Source organism: Noviherbaspirillum aridicola (genome assembly GCF_019656455.1).
Classification (GTDB): domain Bacteria; phylum Pseudomonadota; class Gammaproteobacteria; order Burkholderiales; family Burkholderiaceae_D; genus Noviherbaspirillum; species Noviherbaspirillum aridicola.
Genome location: NZ_BPMK01000011.1, coordinates 159,089 through 177,037, shown reverse-complemented (window position 1 = coordinate 177,037; position 17,949 = coordinate 159,089). Strand labels below are relative to the sequence as shown.

Here is a 17,949-nt window from a genome sequence, read left to right as displayed (position 1 = left end):
GCTCAGCGCGCGGGCTGGCCGCCCTGCGCCTGCCGCCGCTGCGCCTCGGCGATGCCCGCGGCGGCGTTGCGGCCGATCTCGCTGTCGGGCTCGGCCAGCGGCAGCATCTTGCGCCAGCGGCGCTCGGCCTCGGCGTAGTCGCCGCGTTCGAAAGCGGCGCTGCCCGCGAGCGACAATGCCTTCAGGTTGGCGGGATCGAGCGCGAGCGCGCGCTCCACCAGCCGCTCCGGCTCGCCCTGCAGGCTCTGGCCCTGCGCCATCGCCAGCGTGTCGGCGTAGTCGGCGAATGCGGCGCTGTCGTCGGGCTTGAGCTTGACCAGGCGCGCATAAGCCTCGGCGGCCTGCGCATAGCGCCCGAGGACGTTGTACGAACGCGCCAGCATGCGCCAGCCTTCCGCATTGTCCGGGTCCTGCTGCATGCGCTGCGCCAGGCCGGCCACCATCGACTCCACCTGCTGCGACATGGCCTCGGGTGCGGCGGCGTGCGGGTCCGCCTGGTCCTGCAGGAACGCGGCCGGCGAGCCGAGGCCCAGGTACAGCGCCGCCGCCAGCATCGGCAGCAGCGTACCGACGGCGATGCCGGTCCAGCGGCTCGCGCCCCGGGTCTCGGCCACCGCCTCCGGCCGCACTTCCTCGGCCACCCTGCGCTCCAGTTCTTCCCGCGCCTGCGCATACTCCTCGGCGCCGAGCAGCCCGGCCGCATGTTCGGCTTCCAGCTCGCGCGACTGATGACGCAACACCGCCAGGTTCAGCGCTTCGCGGCGCTGTCCGCCCCCGCCCTGCCCGCCCCGCATCAGCGGCGGCAGCAACAGCAGCAGCGTGCCGAGTATGAGTACCGCCACGCCCACCATGAAACCCGTCATTGCATATCCTCCTTGCCCGCCAGCAGCTGCGCGGCGCGCCGGCGCTCGCTGTCGGTCATGTCATTCGCACTCGGCGCACGCGTGCGCAGGCGCCGTACCAGCAGTCCGATTCCGAGCGCCAGCAGCAGGAAAGGCCCGAACCAGAGCAGCCAGGTCGTGGCCCGCACCGGCGGACGGTAGAGCACGAAGTCGCCGTAGCGCTGCACCATGAAATCGATGACGTCGCGTTCGCTCATGCCCGAGGCGAGCTTTTCCCTGACCTGCTGCTTCAGGTCGAGCGCGAGTTCCGCGTTGGAGTCGGCCAGCGTCTGGTTCTGGCAGACCAGGCAGCGCAGCTCCGCCGACAGCGCGTCCACTCTTTTTTCGAGCTGCGCATCGCCGCCCTGCTGCGCCTGCGCAAGGCAGGCGGAAAAGGCGAGCAGCAAGGCCAGCCAGTGCTTGATCAGTCGCTTATGCACGATTCAACTCTTCTATCAGGGGCAGCAGCTTGCCGGCCAGTGCTTCGCGGGTGAGCGGACCGGTGAACTTCATCCGGATCACGCCCTTCTTGTCGATCACGAAGGTCTCGGGCACGCCGTACACACCGTAGTCGATGCCGACGCGGCCATCGGCATCGAAAGCGGAGACGGTGTAGGGATTGCCGTGTTCGCTCAGCCACTGGCGGCCTTCATTGCGGCCATCCTTGTAGTTGAGTCCCACGATGGGCACCTGCCCGGTCCTGGCGAAGTCCATCAGCACCGGATGCTCGACGCGGCAGGAGGTGCACCAGGATGCCCAGACGTTCAGCACCCAGACCTTGCCGGCCATGTCCGCCGGCGTGATCATCTTGTCGGCCTCATGCAGTTGCGTCAGCGAAAACGCCGGCGCCGCCTTGCCGATGAACGGCGAGGGAATCTCGCGCGGATTGAGCCGCAGTCCGACCGCGAGAAACACCAGCAGTCCGAAAAACAGGCCGAGCGGAATCAGGAAACGTTTCATCATTTCACCCGTTGGCAACGATGGCGGCGGCGCCGGCCGCCGGGACCGGGGCGCGCGCCGGGATGCGATAGCGGCGGTCGCTGGCGGCGAGCAGCCCGCCGAAGGCCATGATCAGGCATCCGCCCCAGATCCAGCCGATGAAGGGCTTGTGCTGCAGCCTCACCACCCAGGCGCCGTCGCCGGTGGCCTCGCCGAGCGACACATAGAGGTCGCGCGTGATGCCGCGGTCGATGCCGGCCTCGGTCATCGGCATGCGCTGCGCGATGTAGATCCGCTTTTCCGGATGCAGCACCGTCACCGGCCTGCCGTCGCGGGTGACCTCGAAACGCGCGCGCGCGGCCATGTAGTTCGGCCCCGCCACCTCGTCGAGTGCGACGAAGCTGAAGCGGTAGCCGCCGAGTTCCGCGCTCTCGCCGGCGCGCATGTGCACATCGCGGTGATCGTCGAAGCCGCTGACCATCGTCACGCCGACCACGAATACGCCGACGCCGGCGTGGGCGACGAGCATCGCCCAGTAGCTGCGCGGCTCGCGCGACAGCCGCTGCCGCAGCGGCATGCCCTTGGGCGCGTGACGCACGCGCTCGACCAGGTGCGCCAGGCCGGAGACGATGATCCAGATCGCGAACGCGATGCCGGCCGCCACCATCGGCGTGGCCGCCAGTACCACCGCCAGCGCGACGGCCGCGAGCACGCTGCCCGCTGCGAGCACACGCAGGCGCTTGAGCAGCTCGCCCGGCTCTGCCCGCTTCCAGCGGGCGAAGGGCCCGACGCCGATCAGCAGCAGCAAGGGCAGCATCAGCGGCACGAACACCGCTTCGAAGTACGGCGGGCCGACCGAAATCTTGCCGAGCCCGAGCGCATCGAGGAACAGCGGATAGAGCGTGCCGAGCAGCACCGTGCCCGCCGCCACCAGCAGCAGCACATTGTTCACCAGCAGCAGCGATTCGCGCGACACCAGCGCGAAGCTGCCGCCGTTGCCGACCGAGGGCGCGCGCCAGGCGTACAGCGTGAGCGAACCGCCGATCACGATGGCCAGGAAGATCAGGATGAAGGTGCCGCGCTCCGGGTCGGTGGCGAAGGCATGCACCGAGGTCAGCACGCCCGAGCGGACCAGGAAGGTGCCGAGCAGCGACAGCGAGAACGCGAGGATCGCCAGCAGCACGGTCCAGTTCTTGAAGCTGCCGCGCTTTTCCGTGACCGCGAGCGAATGGATCAGGGCGGTGCCGACCAGCCAGGGCATGAAGGAGGCGTTTTCGACCGGATCCCAGAACCACCAGCCGCCCCAGCCGAGTTCGTAATAGGCCCAGAAGCTGCCCATGAAGATGCCGAGCGTCAGGAACATCCAGGCCGCCGTGGTCCAGGGCCGCGACCAGCGCGCCCATGCGCTGTCGAGATGGCCGCCGAGCAGCGCCGCGATCGCGAACGCAAACGCCACCGAGAAGCCGACATAGCCCATGTACAGCAGCGGCGGATGAATGATCATGCCGAAGTCCTGCAGCAGCGGGTTGAGGTCGCGCCCCTCTGGCACGGCGGGCAGCACACGGTCGAAAGGATTCGAGGTGAACAGCAGGAAGGCGAGAAAGCCGACCGCGATCATGCCAAGCACGCCGAGCACGCGCGCCACGGTCTCCTCCGGCAGGCGGCGCGACAGCAGCGCGACCGCCAGCGTCCACAGGGCGAGCATCGCGATCCACAGCAGCAGCGAGCCCTCGTGGCCGCCCCAGGCGCCGGCGATGCGGTAATAGACCGGCAGCCGCGAATTGGAATTGCCGGCCACGTAGGCGACCGAGAAATCGTTGGCGACGAAGGAAGCGACCAGCGCCGCGAAGGCGACGCCGACCAGCAGGAAGAGCGCGAAGCTGGCCGGGCGGGCGACCGCCATCCAGGCGCGGCGGCCGCTGAACGAACCCGCCAGCGGCAGGATGGCCAGCACCAGCGACACGCACAGCGCCAGCATCACCGCGAAGTTGCCGAGTTCAGGAATCATTGCGGAGCACCCTTGCCCGTCTGCGCGCCCTCGTGCGCCTGCTTGATCGCGTGCGCGGCCTCGGGCGGCATATAGTTTTCGTCATGCTTGGCGAGCACCTCGTCGGCCGTGAAGCGGCCGTCCGCGGCGAGCTTGCCCTGCGCCACCACGCCTTTGCCTTCCTTGAACAGGTCGGGCAGGATGCCCTTGTACGCCACCGGAATCTTCTGCGCGGTATCGGTGACGACGAAATGCACGGTGACGCCGTCGGCCTGCCGCTTGAGGCTGCCCTCTTCCACCATGCCGCCGATGCGGAAGCTGCGGCCCTGCGGCGCCTCGCCCGACTGCACCTGGGTCGGTGTGTAGAAGAACACCATGTTCTGGCGGAACGCCGAAATCACCAGCCACGCGGCCAGGCCGAGCGTGGCCAGTCCCACGAGCAGCAGCGCCGCCCTTTTCTGTCTTGCCTTCATTGGTTTTCCTTTCGCGCCCGACGCGACCGGCCTGCCTGCCGCGCATGACGCTTCTTCAATCCGGCGCTGCGCATCTTCAGCGCGCCCACTTCACCGGCCAGCAGCAGTCCGCTGACCACGACCGATCCCCACACGTACAAGCCATAACCGCCCATGGCGAGAAAATCGCCGACGCTGTTCCAGTTCATGCCTGATCCTCCAGGTATTGCCGCGTCCATTCGGCATGCCGTTCGCGCTCGAGCATGATGCAGCGCACCCGCATCAGCGAAACGGCGATCGTGTAAGCCCAGGCGGCCAGCGCCATGATCAGCATCCCGGCCAGCATGGTCATCGCCATGCTCGGCGCCTTGGTCATGCTGACCGACGAGCCCTGGTGCAGGGTGTTCCACCACTGGACCGAAAAGTAGATGACCGGCACATTGACCGCGCCGACCAGCGCCAGCACAGCGCCGGCCTTGTCAGCGCGGCGCGGATCGTCGATCGCCGCCTGCAGGGCCATGAAGCCGATGTACAGGAACAGCAGGATCAGTTCGGAGGTCAGGCGCGCATCCCACACCCACCAGGTGCCCCAGGTCGGCTTGCCCCACAGCGCACCGGTCCACAGCGCGATGAAGGTGAACAGCGCGCCGGTCGGCGCCAGCGCGCTCGCCATCATCGACGACAGGCGCGTGTTGAACACCAGGCCCACGCCGGACCAGAAGGCCATCACGAGATAGACGAACATCGACATCCAGGCCGCCGGCACGTGCAGGAAGATGATGCGGTAGGCCTCGCCCTGCTGGTGGTCGGTGGGCGCGACGAGGAAGCCGATGACCATTCCGACCACGGCCAGGAGCACCGCCGCGGTCGCAAACCAGGGAATGAGTTTTCCCGCCAATGGGAAAAACTGCTGCGGCGATGCGTATTTGAAAAATCCTGCGCCGCTTGTTGCTCTCCTGCTATCGAGAATCTGGCTGCCGGTGGACACTGCTGTCTTACTCCAATATAAGTTCTTCAAGGCGCTTTCCGGAAATCGGGAAAGCGATTGATCGGGCTGCTTCCTTGCACCCCTGCTTGCCGCCAAAACCCGCCTGTTTCATTGACTGTCCGCTACGGAAAACGGTTTCTTTCCCGCCTTCCGGCTTGCCGTCCTCCAATTGCAATCGGCATGCCATTATTCGATGGCAATACGCAGCGCCGTGGCGGTCGCCCATGGCGCGAGCGCAACCGATCCGGCGAGCGCGCCGCCGAGCAGCAGCAGGTGGGCGGCCGCGCCGACCCCGGATGCCTGCGCCCCGACCGAACCGGCGCCGAAAATCAGCACCGGCACGTACAGCGGCAGGACCAGCAGCGCCACCAGCACGCCGCCGCCGCGCACGCCAAGCGTCAGCGCCGCGCCGATCGCGCCGATCAGGCTCAGCACCGGCGTGCCGAGCAGCAGGCTCGCCGCCAGCACGCCGATCTCCGGCGCACCGAGTCCGAACTGCACCGCCAGCAGCGGCGACAGCAGCACCAGGGGCAGGCCCGACACGATCCAGTGCGCCAGCACCTTGCCGATCACGATCACCGTCAGCGGCTCCGGCGACAGCGCCATCTGCTCCAGCGTGCCGTCGGCGTAGTCGGGCGCGAACAGGCGGCCGAGCGCGAGCATCGAGGCCAGCAGCGCGGCGACCCACAGGATGCCCGGCGCCATGGTCTGCAGCAGACGCGGCTCCGGTCCGACGCCGAGCGGGAACAGGCTGACGACGATGATGAAAAAGAAAAGCGTGGTCAGCACTTCCGCGCGCCGCCGCATCGCCAGCAGCAGGTCGCGTCGCACCACGGCGGCAAGCAGCCGGATCATGCGGCACCGCCGAGTTCGAGCCGCAGATGCCGCCGCGCCTGCAGGCTTATCTCCTGGTGCGTGGTGTAGATGAGCATGCCGCCGGCCGCCAGGTGGCGGTCGACCGTCTCGCACAGCGCCTGCACGGCGGCCGCGTCGAGCGCGGTGAAGGGCTCGTCCAGCACCCACAGCGGCCGGTCCTGCGCCAGCGTCAGCCGCGCCAGCGCCACCCGCTTGCGCTGCCCCTGCGACAGCGCGCGCGCCGGCAGGTCGACCGCCGCGCCGAGGCCCAGCCGTTCGAGCGCGCCGCAAGCCTGATCCTCGTCGACCGGCCTGCCGGCGATGGCGGCCGACATCGCCAGGTTTTCCCAGGCCAGCAGCTCGTCCTTGATGGCGGCCGCATGGCCGAGATACACCAGCGCCGAATTGAACTCTTCGCGGTGGCGGCGGATATTCTGGCCGCACCACAGCACCTCGCCCTGCTCCGGCTGGGTCAGGCCGCACAGCATGCGCAGCAGGCTGGTCTTGCCGCTGCCGTTGCGTCCGGCCAGCCGCAGCGCCTCGCCGGCATCGAGCGCGAGATCGAGTCCGGAAAACAGCACGCGGTCTCCGCGCCGGCACTCGAGCGAACGGGCTTCGAGCTTCATGCCGCGGCTCCGGCGGCCAAGGGGAACAGCATGTCGAGGTTCATGAAAGGAAACGGGTGACGAAAGCGCCGCGCACGGCGCTCCCGCGGCAATGGAGGCGGCGGGCGCTCAGGCGCCGACCAGCGCGACGATGCGGTCCTGGTCGAGAATCCTGATGCGCCGGCCGGTGACGCTGATCATGCCTTCGGCGGAGAACTCGTGCAGCAGGCGCGACAGGGTTTCGGGCGTGAGGCTCAGGCGCGAAGCGATCAGCGTCTTGCTCGCGATCAGCTCCACCAGCTGCCCCGCCTGGTAGCGGCCCTGCCGCAGCAGATAATTGGCCAGCCGTTGCCGCGCCGTCTGCAGTGAGTAACTCTCGATATCGCGCGTCAGCGCATACATCTGACGCGAAACGCGCAGCATCAGTTCATGCGCGAAACTGAAGTTCTCCCGCGCAAGCGACATCACGGTGGCCGCATCGACATGCAGCAGCATGGAGTCCGTCGTGGTCTTGACGAAAGCCAGGTGCGGCTGATCGATGAGCATTTCGACCAGGCCGAAGCAGCGGTTCTGGCCAAGGATGGCGAGCGTTTTCTCATTGCCGTCCTTGCGCTCGAAGCCCACCTTCACCTGGCCGTAGACCACCACGAACAGTCCGTGCGGCGCATCGCCCTGGCCGATCAGGCAAGCATTGGAAGCGGTGCGCAGCGGCTGCGCGACCGCAGTGAGTTTTTCGAGCTGACGCTCGTCAAGCATGCGAAACAGCGACGTGTTGGCAAGGATGCCCTTGATGTTGTGCACGCTGTCCTCGCGCTGGGATCGGGCGCGTTCCATCCTCATTTTTGTTGCCTCGGCCGGGCGACGGCCCTGGAATCAATCGTGCCGAGAGGATGCGCGACCGCACCCGATTTTTTAATGATCTAGATCAATTTTCCCCGAAACCCGCCCGCGCCCCCTCCACCCCGGAAAAGACAAGCCGCGCCGCAAGCTGTGGCACAATCGACGCCCGTCACGCGAGACCTGCCATGCAAAGATTCAAACAGTACGACCTGATCATCGATGCCCGTTCCGAGCGCGAATATGAGGAAGACCACATTCCCGGCGCGATCAGTCTGCCCGTCGTCAACAACGAGGAATACGCGGAAGTCGGCACCCTGCACCGGACCGACAAGATGCGCGCCTACCTGATCGGCGTCAGCTACTCCCTCAGAAACATCGCGCGCCACCTCGACCAGGTCATCGCCGGACGTCCCCGTAATGCGCAGATACTGGTGTACTGTTTCCGCGGCGGCAAGCGCAGCCGGCTGTGGTTCGACGCGCTCGACACCATCGGCTACCGGGTCCACAAGCTGGAAGGCGGCTGGAAAGGCTACCGCCGCTGGATCAACGAGCAGCTCGAGACCCTGCCCTCGCAGTTCTCCTACATCGTCCTGTCGGGCCCGACCGGCTGCGGCAAGACACGGCTCCTGCATCAGCTCGATGCGCTCGGCGCCCAGGTGCTCGACCTCGAAGCCATCGCCAACCATCGCGGCTCGGTCATCGGCGCCGTGCCCGGACTGGCGCAACCGACGCAGAAGTATTTCGACAGCCTGCTGGTGCAGAAGCTGTCCGCCTTCGACCCGGCTCGCCCGATCTGGGTCGAAGCCGAGTCCAAGAAGATCGGCAATGTACGCCTGCCCGATGCACTGCTCGACACCATGCACGAACGCTCGCGCCTGCTGCGCATCGATGCGCCGATGGCGGAGCGCGTCCTGCTGTGGCGGGAAGACTATCGACATTTCGAGGACGACCCGGAAGCCTTCGTCGCCCGCCTCGAGCATCTTCGCAAGCTGATCGGCGGCGCGGAGTTCGCGGTATGGGAAGAGATGGCCCGCGAGCGCAGGATGCCGGCGCTTTTCCAGCGCATCATGGAAGTTCATTACGACCCCGCCTACACACGCTCGACCACGCGCCACTACACTGCGCTGTCGCAGGCGCCGCTGATCGAGCTGCCGAGCCTTGCGCCGCAGGCGCTGCGGGACGCGGCGCGGGACCTGCTCGCGCAGTATGACCCGGGGGCGGCGGTACTGGCCGCCTGATTCGTTCGCACTTCGAGAGGTGACTGCATACGCCGGCACGGAGGGCAGCCGGGTCAGTAGGGCCGGCGTCCCTGCCGGCCCAACCGACGGTGTTCCGGAGAACGGTTGATACGTCGGTCGCGCGGGGCGATGCAGGTCGTCCCACCTCCACCGCGCGACGGGCCCACTCACTCCAAGCCAGTAGGGCCGGCGTCCCTGCCGGCCCAACCGACGGCGGTCCGGAGAAAGAGTAATACGTCAGTCGCGCGGGGCGATGCAGGTCGTGCCACCTCCGCTGAGCCGGCACGGAGGCCGGCTCCACCTGGGCCAAGTCGGAGAGCGATCGATGCACAGGTCGCACCGGGCAGCGCAGGTCGCGCGACCTTCGCCGTGCGTACACTCCAGGCCAGTAGGGCCGGCGTCCCTGCCGGCCCAACCGACGGTGGTCCGGAGAACGGTTGATACGTCAGTTGCGCGGGGCGATGCAGGTCGTGCCACCTCCGCTGAGCCGGCACGGAGGCCGGCTCCACTTGGGCCAAGTCGGAGAGCGATCGATGCACAGGTCGCACCGGGCAGCGCAGGTCGTGCCACCTCCGCGCGCGACGGGCCCACTCACTCCAAGAAAGTAGGGCCGGCGTCCCTGCCGGCCCAACCGACGGCGGTCCGGAGAACGGTTGATACGTCAATCGCGCGGGGCGATGCAGGTCGTGCCACCTCCGCTGAGCCGGCACGGAGGCCGGCTCCACTTGGGCCAAGTCGGAGAGCGACCGATGCACAGGTCGCACCGGGCAGCGCAGGTCGTGCCACCTCCGCGCGCGACGGGCCCACTCACTCCAAGAAAGTAGGGCCGGCGTCCCTGCCGGCCCAACCGACGGCGGTCCGGAGAAAGGGTAATACGTCAGTCGCGCGGGGCGATGCAGGTCGTGCCACCTCCGCTGGGCCGGCACGGAGGCCGGCCCTACTTGGGCTGAGTCGGAGAGCGATTGATGCGCAGGTCGCATCGGGTCGCGCAGGCCGTGCGACCAACGCCCACCCCTAAGAAACCATCACACGAAAACCCGCGCCCCAAAGCAAAGGGGCCTGTCTTTCGACAGGCCCCTTCGGGTGATGCTGGCGCGGCTGGCAGGAATCGAACCCACGACCCCTTGGTTCGTAGCCAAGTACTCTATCCAGCTGAGCTACAGCCGCGTAAAACGAAAGTATAGCACCCGTTCAATAAAAAAAGGAAGCCCTCCGCGGAAATTAATCCTGCCGCCCGCGCCGCCGCCCTGCCCCGTCCGCCGCATCCCCCTGGCTGAGCCCCCGTGCACTTGTGTTAAAGTCGCCGCACCCATTTCTTTACAGCACCGCCGCCCCCTATCCGGCGCGGCGCGGAGCAGAGCCAGAACAGGCGACGCGCCCGGCAGTCAGATGAAAGCCGCGAGGCCGTCCGCACCGATACAACGAGGAAGAAGATGTTGCGCTCCGAATGGCTGCCGGTCGTCATGCAGGGATCGTTCAGCGAGATCTATATCGTCGACCGCGGCAGCTTCCGCATCCTGCACGCCAACCCCGCCGCCCGCAAGAACCTGCAGTACACCGCGGCCGAACTCGCGGCGATGACGCCGCTCGACCTCGCCCGCCAGGTATCGCGCGAGGTGCTGGAAAACATACTGATGCCCCTCGCCTGCGGCAAGGCGAGCCGCGCCTCGCTCGATACCGTCCATACCCGCAAGGACGGCTCCACCTATCCGGTCGAGTTCAGGCTCTATCACTGCGCGTCGGACACGGCGCCGGCCTATGTCATGATCGGCAACGACACCAGCGCGCGGCATGCGGCGGCCAAGGCGCTGCGGCTGTCGGAAGCGCGCTTCCGCACCATCGTCTCCAACACGCCGGGCCTGTTCTTCCAGCTGCTGCGCAAGGCAGACGGCACCACCACCATGCCTTATCTCGGCGACGGCTGCCATGCGCTGTTAGGCGTGAGCGCCGAACAGCTGCGGGCCGATCCGGGGCAGTTCGTCGCCCTGATCGTGGACGAGGACCGGCAGTCCTTCATCGACTCGCTCAACGCATCGGCTGCGGGCATGAAGGAACTGAACTGGGAAGGCCGCATCCACGTCGCGAAGTGGAAGGACACCAAGTGGATCAATATCCGCTCCACGCCGCGCGCCCTCTCGGGCGACGACGTGCAGTGGGAAGGCATCATGACCAATATCACCCAGAGCAAGCTGGAGCAGGCGGAGATCCGGCGCTCGCGGGCGCAGCTGGCCGAGCTGTCCGCGCATATCCAGACGGTGAAGGAAATCGAACGCACCCGCATCGCGCGGGAGATCCACGACGACCTCGGCGGCAATCTCACCGCCATCAAGATGGCGATGGCGCTGGTGAAGAAGCGGCTGCCGCCGGAGGACGCGGCGCTGGCCGAAAAGGCCGCCTACGTCGACACGCTGGTGGACCGCACCATCGAGGCGATCCACCGCATCACGGTCGACCTGCGGCCGGGCATTCTCGATTTCGGCATCGTCGCCGCCATCGAATGGCAGGCGCGGGAATTCGAAAAGCAGCTCGGCATCCCCTGCGAAGTCAGCAGCGATGAACACATCGAGCTGCCGGCCGACCAAGCGGCCGCGATGTTTCGCATTTTTCAGGAAGCGCTTACCAATATCGGGAAACACGCGCAGGCCGGCCGGGTCGCGGTGACGCTGCAGCGCAGCGCCGACAGCGTGCTGCTGGAAGTGACCGACAACGGCCGCGGCATCGTGCCGACAGACAGGCTCAAGCCGAAATCCTTCGGCATACGCGGCATGGAAGAACGGGTCGGCGCGCTCGGCGGCGAGCTGGAGGTGAGCGGCGCGCCGGGGGGTGGCACGAAAGTCGCTATCAGGATTCCCCTGCCGTTGAAACAATAGAAAGCAGCACCAATGACAGCCACCGAAACCATCAAAGTCCTGATCGCGGATGACCATGCGATCGTGCGCGAGGGCCTGCGCCAGATCCTCACCGATAACAAGGACATCACGGTCGCCGGAGACGCGGAGAACGGCAACGACGCCATCAAGCTCGCCCGCAAGAGCGACGCCGACGTGCTCCTGCTCGACATCTCCATGCCCGACCGCAGCGGCATCGAAGTCCTCAAGCAGGTCAGGAAGGACAACCCCCGCCTCGCCGTGCTGATGCTGTCCATGCACCGCGAAGACCTGTACGCGATCCGCTCGCTCAAGGCGGGCGCGGCCGGCTACATGAACAAGCAGAGCGCGCCGGCCGAACTCGTCGACGCCATCCGCCTCGTCGCCGCCGGCAAGAAGTACATCAGCCCTGCCCTCGCCCAGGAACTGGCCAACCACGTCGGCGACGAGAACCGCGAAGTCCCGCCGCATGAAACCCTGTCCGACCGCGAATACCAGACCCTGGTCATGATCGCCTCCGGCAAGACGGTAAGCGACATCGCCGCCGAGCTTGCGCTGTCGGTCAAGACCATCAGCATGTACCGCTCCCGGCTCTTGCAAAAGATGAAACTCCGGCACAACGCCGAGCTGACCCATTACGCGATCAAGAATCACCTCGTCGAATAAGGCGGACGTTGTTTTTGCGGGTCTTCTCATTTTCCGTTTATCAACGTAAAGTGGCGTGATTTTTAACCGACGGTCGATTGCGCGGGATGCGGGAAAACCTCAACAAGCCGGAGCAGAGTCCAGCCGAAATCGCGCGCGAGGCATTCAAGCGCCTCGCGGTGCGGCGCATTGCGCCGACACCGGAAGCCTATCGCGAGATCTATGAAGAGATCGCCGGCACGACCGCGCAGCCGGGGGCGGAACAGGTGCTCGCCGACTTCGCCGCCGCCCTCGTCCGCGGACCGAAGGACATCGCCGCGCTCGCCGCCCAGCTGCAGCTGGCCGCCGGCAAGCGCGACTGGCAGGACTGCAGCCGCAACCTCAACCGCCTGATCGACCTGCAGCTCAGCCGCGCGGCGCAGCCCGCGCCGGAGCCGGCGTCCGGCACCTTCGAGGCGCTCGCGCCGGCGGTGCAGGAAACCCGGCAGATGCAGCTGCTGCGCGACCTGCTGATCCGCACCCTGACGCTGGCGCTCGTGTCCATGCTGCGCGGCGCGCCCAGACTGGCCGAGGAAGCCGAATCCCTGGCCGAGGCGATCCGTACCGCCTACACTGAGCAGGCGCTCAACGAGATCGGCGGACGGCTCAAGCAGCTGTGCTTCAAGGTCGGCCTCAAGGCCGACGACATGGCGGAAGAGCATGAACTGCTGCTGCGGCTGTTCCAGCTGCTGCTGGAAAACGTCAGCGAACTGCTCGACGATGATTCCTGGCTCAGCGGCCAGATCGCCAACGTCCAGGACCTGCTGTCCGGCCCGATCAGCCACGCCGCCCTGCTCGACGCCCACCGCAGCCTCAAGGAAGTGATCTACAAGCAGGGCGTGCTCAAGCACAGCCTGAAGGAAGCCAAGGTCACGGTGAAGAACATGATGATGACCTTCATCGACCGGCTCGGCGCGGTGGCCGTCAGCACCGGCGACTTCCACAAGAAAATCGACAACTACCAGCAGAAGATCGCCGGCGCCAGGGGCATGGTCGAGCTCAACCACATCCTCGATGACATGATGCGCGACACCAAGGCCGCGCAGGACGAGGCGCTGCGCTCGCGCGATGAAATGATCGCCGCCCGCCAGGAAGTGCAGGAAGCCGAGGCCCGCATCCAGGAGCTGGAATCCAAACTGGAGCAGATGAGCGAACTCGTGCGCGAGGACCAGCTGACCGGCAGCCTCAACCGGCGCGGCCTCGACGACGTGTTCGAGCGCGAGATGGCGCGCTCGGTGCGCCGGGAAAGCCCGCTCTGCGTCGCCCTGCTCGACCTCGACGACTTCAAGCGCCTCAACGACACCTATGGCCACTCCGCCGGCGACCAGGCGCTGATCCACCTGGTGCGCGTCATCAAGGACACGCTGCGCACGATGGACGTGGTGGCGCGCTTCGGCGGCGAGGAATTCATGATCGTGCTGCCGGACACCCCGCTGCCCGAGGCGATGCAGACGGTGACGCGGGTGCAGCGCGAACTCACCAAGCAGATCTTCATGCACGAAAACCAGCGCCTGCTGATCACCTTCAGCGCCGGCGTCGCGCTGCGCCGTCCGGGCGAGGACCAGCAATCCCTGACCAAGCGCGCCGACGAGGCGCTCTATGAAGCCAAGCGCGCCGGCAAGAACCGCGTCGTGGCCGCGCAATAGGCCGCCCTTCCAAATAGGCCTGCCCTTCCAAAAACCCGTATAGTCGCGTTGCGGCGCACAATCCGACGCGCCGGCCGGACAGATTCCCATGCAAGACAAGCCATACAGCTCACTCGACCCGACGGACTGGAATGAACTGCGCGCCCAGGGCCACCGCATGCTCGACGACATGTTCGATCACATGGCCGGCCTGCGCCAAAAACCCGTATGGCAGCCGGCGCCGCAGGAAGTGCGCGACGCTTTCCGGGAGCCGCTGCCGCGCCAGCCGACGCCGCTGGCCGAGGTGCATGCGCGTTTTCTCGACGAGATTCTCCCCTATGGGATCGGCAACGCCCATCCCGGCTTCATGGGCTGGGTCCAGGGCGGCGGCACCGCCGTCGGCATGCTGGCCGAAATGCTGGCGGCCGGCCTCAATGCCAATCTCGGCGGCCGCGACCAGATCCCGGTCGAAGTGGAACGCCAGGTGCTGCACTGGGTGCGGGAACTCTTCGGCTTCCCCGACGAGGCCAGCGGCCTGTTCGTCACCGGCAGCTCGATGGCCAACATGATCGCGGTGCTGGTGGCCCGCACCGGCGCGCTCGGCACCGGGGTGCGCAAGACCGGCCTCGCCGCCTCCGGTCGCCGGCTCACCGCTTATGCATCCGTCGCCGCCCACCAGTGCGTCAGCCAGGCGGTCGACCTGTGCGGCCTGGGCACCGACGCGCTGCGACTGATCCCGGTGGACGCGCTCGGCCGCATGGACACGGTCGCGCTGGAAGCCGCCATCGCGCACGACCGCCGCCAGGGCTTCACGCCCTTCATCATCGTCGGCAGCGCCGGCACGGTGGACATCGGCGCGATCGACCCGCTGCCGGCGCTGGCCGACATCGCCGCGCGCGAAGGCCTCTGGTTTCATGTCGACGGCGCCTATGGCGCGCTTGCCATGCTGTCGCCCGAGATCGCGCCGCGCCTCGCGGGACTGGAGCGCGCGGATTCCATCGCCTTCGATTTTCACAAGTGGGCGCAGGTGCAGTACGACGCGGGCTTCATCCTCGTGCGCGACGGCCGGCTGCATCATGACAGCTTTGCATCGCCGGCCGCCTACCTGGCGCGGGAGACGCGCGGCATGGCGGCCAATTCGCCGTGGCTCAGCGACTTCGGGCCGGATTTGTCGCGCGGCTTCCGCGCGCTCAAGACCTGGTTCGCGATCCAGGCCTATGGCAGCGAACGGCTGGGCGAGGTCATCAGCCACGGCTGCCGGCTCGCGCAGGATCTGAAGCAGCGGATCGAGAGCGAGCCGCGGCTGGAACTGCTGGCGCCGGTGGGGCTGAACATCGTGTGCTTCGGCTATCGCTGCGAGGAGGCGGACGAGGTCAATCGCGAAATCGTGATCGCGCTGCAGGAGTCGGGACTGGTCGCGCCGTCGACCACCATCGTCAACGGCCGGCTGGCCATTCGTGCTGCGCTGTTCAATCACCGGACGCGGCAGCAGGATATCGATACGCTGGTCGAGGCGGTTCTACATCGGGGTCAGCAGAACGAGGCCGCGCCGGTTCGGCGTCGTGCCTGATCCAACGCGCGCGAACGACGCGTTACGGCGCCGTTTCAAAATACTTTAGCCCTTGATTTGAAAGCAGAAATTCCCGGCGTCAGGCGCTCGGCCCCTCATCACAATTCTCTCCTCAAAATCAAGCACTTGCGGGCACGGCGGATCGTGCCCTGCGTGCTGCCTCAACCTTCCGGGGCATCCTCCCCAAAAAAACAGTTTCCGTAGTTAAAGTTTTTCCCAAGGCTTCCGAAGAACGGTTTGTCTGGCTCGAGCAGGGCTGGACTGGAAAAACGACAGGCAAAAAAATCCTAAAGCTTTTCCAGTCTTGTCCGATAAAGCTAGCAACAGCGGTTCAAACGGCCGGTAAAAGCGGCGGAACCGAGACCCAGAGACTCAAGCCGGAAGCAAACGGCACTCAGTCAAAACAGGAGAAACACCATGGCTGCATACATCAATACCAACATCGCTTCGCTGAACTCCCAGCGCAACCTGAACAAGTCCGAAGGCGCCCTGTCGACTTCGCTGCAGCGCCTGTCTTCCGGCCTGCGTATCAACAGCGCCAAGGACGATGCCGCCGGCCTGGCCATCAGCCAGCGCATGACCGCTCAGATCAACGGCATGGACGTCGCCCGCCGCAACGCCAACGACGGCGTGTCGCTGGCCCAGACCGCTGAGAGCGCGCTCGGCAACGCCGGCGACCTGCTGCAGCGTATCCGCGAACTGGCAGTCCAGTCGTCCAATGCCAGCAACTCCGCAGGCGACCGCCAGTCGCTGAACGCCGAAGTCGGCCAGCTGACCCAGGAACTCGAGCGTCTTGCCAACTCCACCGAGTTCAACGGCAAGAAGCTGTTCGACGGCTCATTCGGCAGCGCCCAGTTCCAGGTCGGCGCGAACGCAGGTCAGACGATCACCACCAACACCGCCAACCTGCGCACCTCCGCTTATGGCAACAACCAGGCGACTACCGCTGCCGGTGCAGGCGTGGGCTCGGCTGTTGCCACAAGCAGCGCAGTGACCGCCGGCGCCGTGACGGTCAATGGTTTCGCAGGCTCGAAAGACATCGCTGTCGGCGCTGGCGACAGCGCCAAGGCGGTTGCAGCCAAGGTTAACCAGGTCACGACCGACACCGGCGTCACCGCTACCGCCCGTACCGATGCGAAAGTCTCGTTTAGCGCCAGCGGCTCGTATAACCTGACGATCAAGGGTGACAACGACACGGCTGAGACCGTCAGCTTCTCGCTGTCCGCATTCAACACAGCCGACGGCCTGTCCTCGGCAGTCACGGCCTTCAACGACAAGTCCGCCAAGACCGGCGTTACCGCATCGCTCAACAGCACGGGCGATGCCGTGATCCTGACCAGCTCGACCGGTGCGGACATTGTCATCGCCGACACGGCAGTCGCCAACGGCGGCACGACGACGGTGCAAGGTCTGAAGGCCGACGGCAGCACAGCCGTAGGTGATCCAGCCGTCCTGACCGTCGACACCGACGTCAACACCGCCTATACCACGGGCCTCGTGACCTTCGACTCCGAAAAGTCCTTCTCGGCTGTCCAAGCTGATAGCGGCACCAACATCCTCGGTGCAATAGGCGCCGTAACGACGAACTCTAAGCTGAACAAGGTTTCCGAAGTCGACGTGTCCACCTTCAACAAGGCACAGGAAGCGATCAAGACAATCGACTCCGCGCTGAACATGATCAACGGCGAGCGCGCGAAGTTTGGTGCACTGCAGTCCCGCTTCGCATCGACAATCACCAGCCTGCAAACGTCGTCTGAGAACTTGAGCGCCGCACGCAGCCGCATCCAGGACACGGATTTCGCTGCCGAGACGGCCAGCCTGACCCGCAGCCAGATCCTGCAACAGGCCGGTACCGCGATGCTCGCGCAAGCGAACTCGCTGCCCAACAGCGTGCTGAGCCTGCTGCGCGGCTAATCGCTTAGTCAAACGGCAACAAAACCCGGTCGAATTTTTCGGCCGGGTTTCTTCACATTCGGGAGATGATCGTGGACATACGCCCAGTAGGTACAGGAAACGCGGCTGGCGCAGCGCCCGCCCCCATTCTGCCTGGCACGGCGCCGGCGCAAAAGCCGGCAGCCGATCCCACCATCGCTGGCGCACTGGTTCAGCAACCGGGTGGCGTTCCGGACGCAGAACAGGTCAAGAAGGCGGTTCAGGACATCAACTCGGCGATGAAGGCCATGTCCAACAAGATCGAATTCTCGGTCGATGCCGAGAGCAAGGAGCCGATTGTCCGGGTGCGCGATGCGGAGACCGGCGACGTTATCCGCCAGATCCCGACCGAGGAAGCCCTCGAAATTTCCAAGGCGCTGGACCGTGTCCAGGGCCTGCTGTTGCGTCAGACCGCCTGACCGGCGGTCCGCGGCTTTTCTCTTCGCGGCGATTTCCCGCCGTCACTGCCCGTTGCCGTTTTAATCA

The 17,949-nt window shown here is 66.2% G+C and carries 18 protein-coding genes and 1 tRNA gene; 8 read left to right on the top strand and 11 right to left on the bottom strand.

Annotation, left to right across the window (positions count from 1 at the left end):
* Positions 1-2: 2 nt before the first annotated feature.
* The 7 genes from ccmI to ccmC are packed head-to-tail and all read right to left on the bottom strand — an operon-like array spanning position 3 to position 5,157.
* Positions 3-863 carry a c-type cytochrome biogenesis protein CcmI gene (gene ccmI / locus NCCP691_RS13855; RefSeq protein ID WP_220809126.1) on the bottom strand — a complete coding sequence of 287 codons (861 nt, stop codon included), beginning with the start codon at positions 861-863 and terminating at the stop codon, positions 3-5.
* A complete protein-coding gene (locus NCCP691_RS13850) occupies positions 860-1,321 on the bottom strand; it encodes a cytochrome c-type biogenesis protein (RefSeq protein ID WP_220809125.1) in 462 nt (153 codons plus the stop codon). The genes ccmI and NCCP691_RS13850 overlap by 4 nt, the downstream gene beginning before the upstream one ends.
* Positions 1,314-1,841, bottom strand: coding sequence for a DsbE family thiol:disulfide interchange protein (locus NCCP691_RS13845; RefSeq protein WP_220809146.1), 528 nt, complete (start codon positions 1,839-1,841; stop codon positions 1,314-1,316). The genes NCCP691_RS13850 and NCCP691_RS13845 overlap by 8 nt, the downstream gene beginning before the upstream one ends.
* 4 nt (positions 1,842-1,845) lie before the next feature.
* A complete protein-coding gene (locus NCCP691_RS13840) occupies positions 1,846-3,828 on the bottom strand; it encodes a heme lyase CcmF/NrfE family subunit (protein WP_220809124.1) in 1,983 nt (660 codons plus the stop codon).
* Entirely contained in the window at positions 3,825-4,280 is a 456-nt protein-coding gene (ccmE, locus tag NCCP691_RS13835; protein WP_220809123.1) for a cytochrome c maturation protein CcmE, read from the bottom strand. The genes NCCP691_RS13840 and ccmE overlap by 4 nt, the downstream gene beginning before the upstream one ends.
* Positions 4,277-4,468, bottom strand: coding sequence for a heme exporter protein CcmD (gene ccmD, locus NCCP691_RS13830; protein ID WP_220809122.1), 192 nt, complete (start codon positions 4,466-4,468; stop codon positions 4,277-4,279). Before ccmD ends, ccmE begins: the two co-directional genes overlap by 4 nt.
* Entirely contained in the window at positions 4,465-5,157 is a 693-nt protein-coding gene (gene ccmC, locus NCCP691_RS13825; RefSeq protein ID WP_238482432.1) for a heme ABC transporter permease CcmC, read from the bottom strand. The genes ccmD and ccmC overlap by 4 nt, the downstream gene beginning before the upstream one ends.
* Here ccmC and NCCP691_RS21395 point away from each other — a divergent pair.
* Positions 5,090-5,308, top strand: a complete 219-nt coding sequence (locus tag NCCP691_RS21395) for a hypothetical protein (RefSeq protein WP_238482436.1) — start codon at positions 5,090-5,092, stop codon at positions 5,306-5,308. The two genes, ccmC and NCCP691_RS21395, sit on opposite strands and share 68 nt — an antisense overlap.
* 125 nt (positions 5,309-5,433) lie before the next feature.
* Here the strand turns inward: NCCP691_RS21395 and ccmB are convergent, their stop codons facing one another.
* The 3 genes from ccmB to NCCP691_RS13810 form a co-directional block, all read right to left on the bottom strand.
* A complete protein-coding gene (gene ccmB, locus NCCP691_RS13820; protein ID WP_220809121.1) occupies positions 5,434-6,102 on the bottom strand; it encodes a heme exporter protein CcmB in 669 nt (222 codons plus the stop codon).
* Complete coding sequence (ccmA, locus tag NCCP691_RS13815) at positions 6,099-6,728, bottom strand: cytochrome c biogenesis heme-transporting ATPase CcmA (RefSeq protein WP_220809120.1); 630 nt, start codon at positions 6,726-6,728, stop codon at positions 6,099-6,101. The genes ccmB and ccmA overlap by 4 nt, the downstream gene beginning before the upstream one ends.
* 108 nt (positions 6,729-6,836) lie before the next feature.
* Positions 6,837-7,547: a Crp/Fnr family transcriptional regulator gene (locus NCCP691_RS13810; RefSeq protein ID WP_220809119.1), complete on the bottom strand. Its 711-nt coding sequence runs from the start codon at positions 7,545-7,547 to the stop codon at positions 6,837-6,839.
* Positions 7,548-7,732: 185 nt separating this feature from the next.
* Between NCCP691_RS13810 and mnmH the strand changes: the two genes are divergently transcribed.
* Entirely contained in the window at positions 7,733-8,785 is a 1,053-nt protein-coding gene (gene mnmH, locus NCCP691_RS13805; RefSeq protein WP_220809118.1) for a tRNA 2-selenouridine(34) synthase MnmH, read from the top strand.
* Positions 8,786-9,875: 1,090 nt separating this feature from the next.
* Here mnmH and NCCP691_RS13800 read toward each other — a convergent pair.
* Positions 9,876-9,952: transfer RNA gene (locus tag NCCP691_RS13800), tRNA-Arg, on the bottom strand.
* 266 nt (positions 9,953-10,218) lie between these two features.
* On the opposite strand from NCCP691_RS13800, the gene NCCP691_RS13795 reads away from it, so the two are divergent.
* The 6 genes from NCCP691_RS13795 to NCCP691_RS13770 all read left to right on the top strand — a co-directional run bounded on the left by NCCP691_RS13795 (position 10,219) and on the right by NCCP691_RS13770 (position 17,882).
* Positions 10,219-11,655, top strand: coding sequence for a PAS domain-containing sensor histidine kinase (locus tag NCCP691_RS13795; protein WP_220809117.1), 1,437 nt, complete (start codon positions 10,219-10,221; stop codon positions 11,653-11,655).
* A gap of 12 nt (positions 11,656-11,667) precedes the next feature.
* Entirely contained in the window at positions 11,668-12,318 is a 651-nt protein-coding gene (locus NCCP691_RS13790; RefSeq protein WP_220809116.1) for a response regulator, read from the top strand.
* Positions 12,319-12,404: 86 nt separating this feature from the next.
* The gene (locus NCCP691_RS13785) at positions 12,405-13,982 is read left to right on the top strand and encodes a GGDEF domain-containing protein (RefSeq protein WP_220809115.1); all 1,578 of its coding nucleotides are present in this window, start codon (positions 12,405-12,407) and stop codon (positions 13,980-13,982) included.
* Positions 13,983-14,070: 88 nt separating this feature from the next.
* Positions 14,071-15,531, top strand: a complete 1,461-nt coding sequence (locus NCCP691_RS13780) for a pyridoxal phosphate-dependent decarboxylase family protein (RefSeq protein WP_238482431.1) — start codon at positions 14,071-14,073, stop codon at positions 15,529-15,531.
* A 417-nt stretch (positions 15,532-15,948) separates the two neighbouring features.
* Complete coding sequence (locus tag NCCP691_RS13775; RefSeq protein WP_220809114.1) at positions 15,949-17,445, top strand: flagellin N-terminal helical domain-containing protein; 1,497 nt, start codon at positions 15,949-15,951, stop codon at positions 17,443-17,445.
* A gap of 71 nt (positions 17,446-17,516) precedes the next feature.
* Positions 17,517-17,882 (top strand): flagellar protein FlaG, encoded by a 366-nt coding sequence (locus NCCP691_RS13770; protein ID WP_220809113.1) that lies wholly within the window; start codon positions 17,517-17,519, stop codon positions 17,880-17,882.
* The last annotated feature ends 67 nt before the right edge of the window (positions 17,883-17,949 follow it).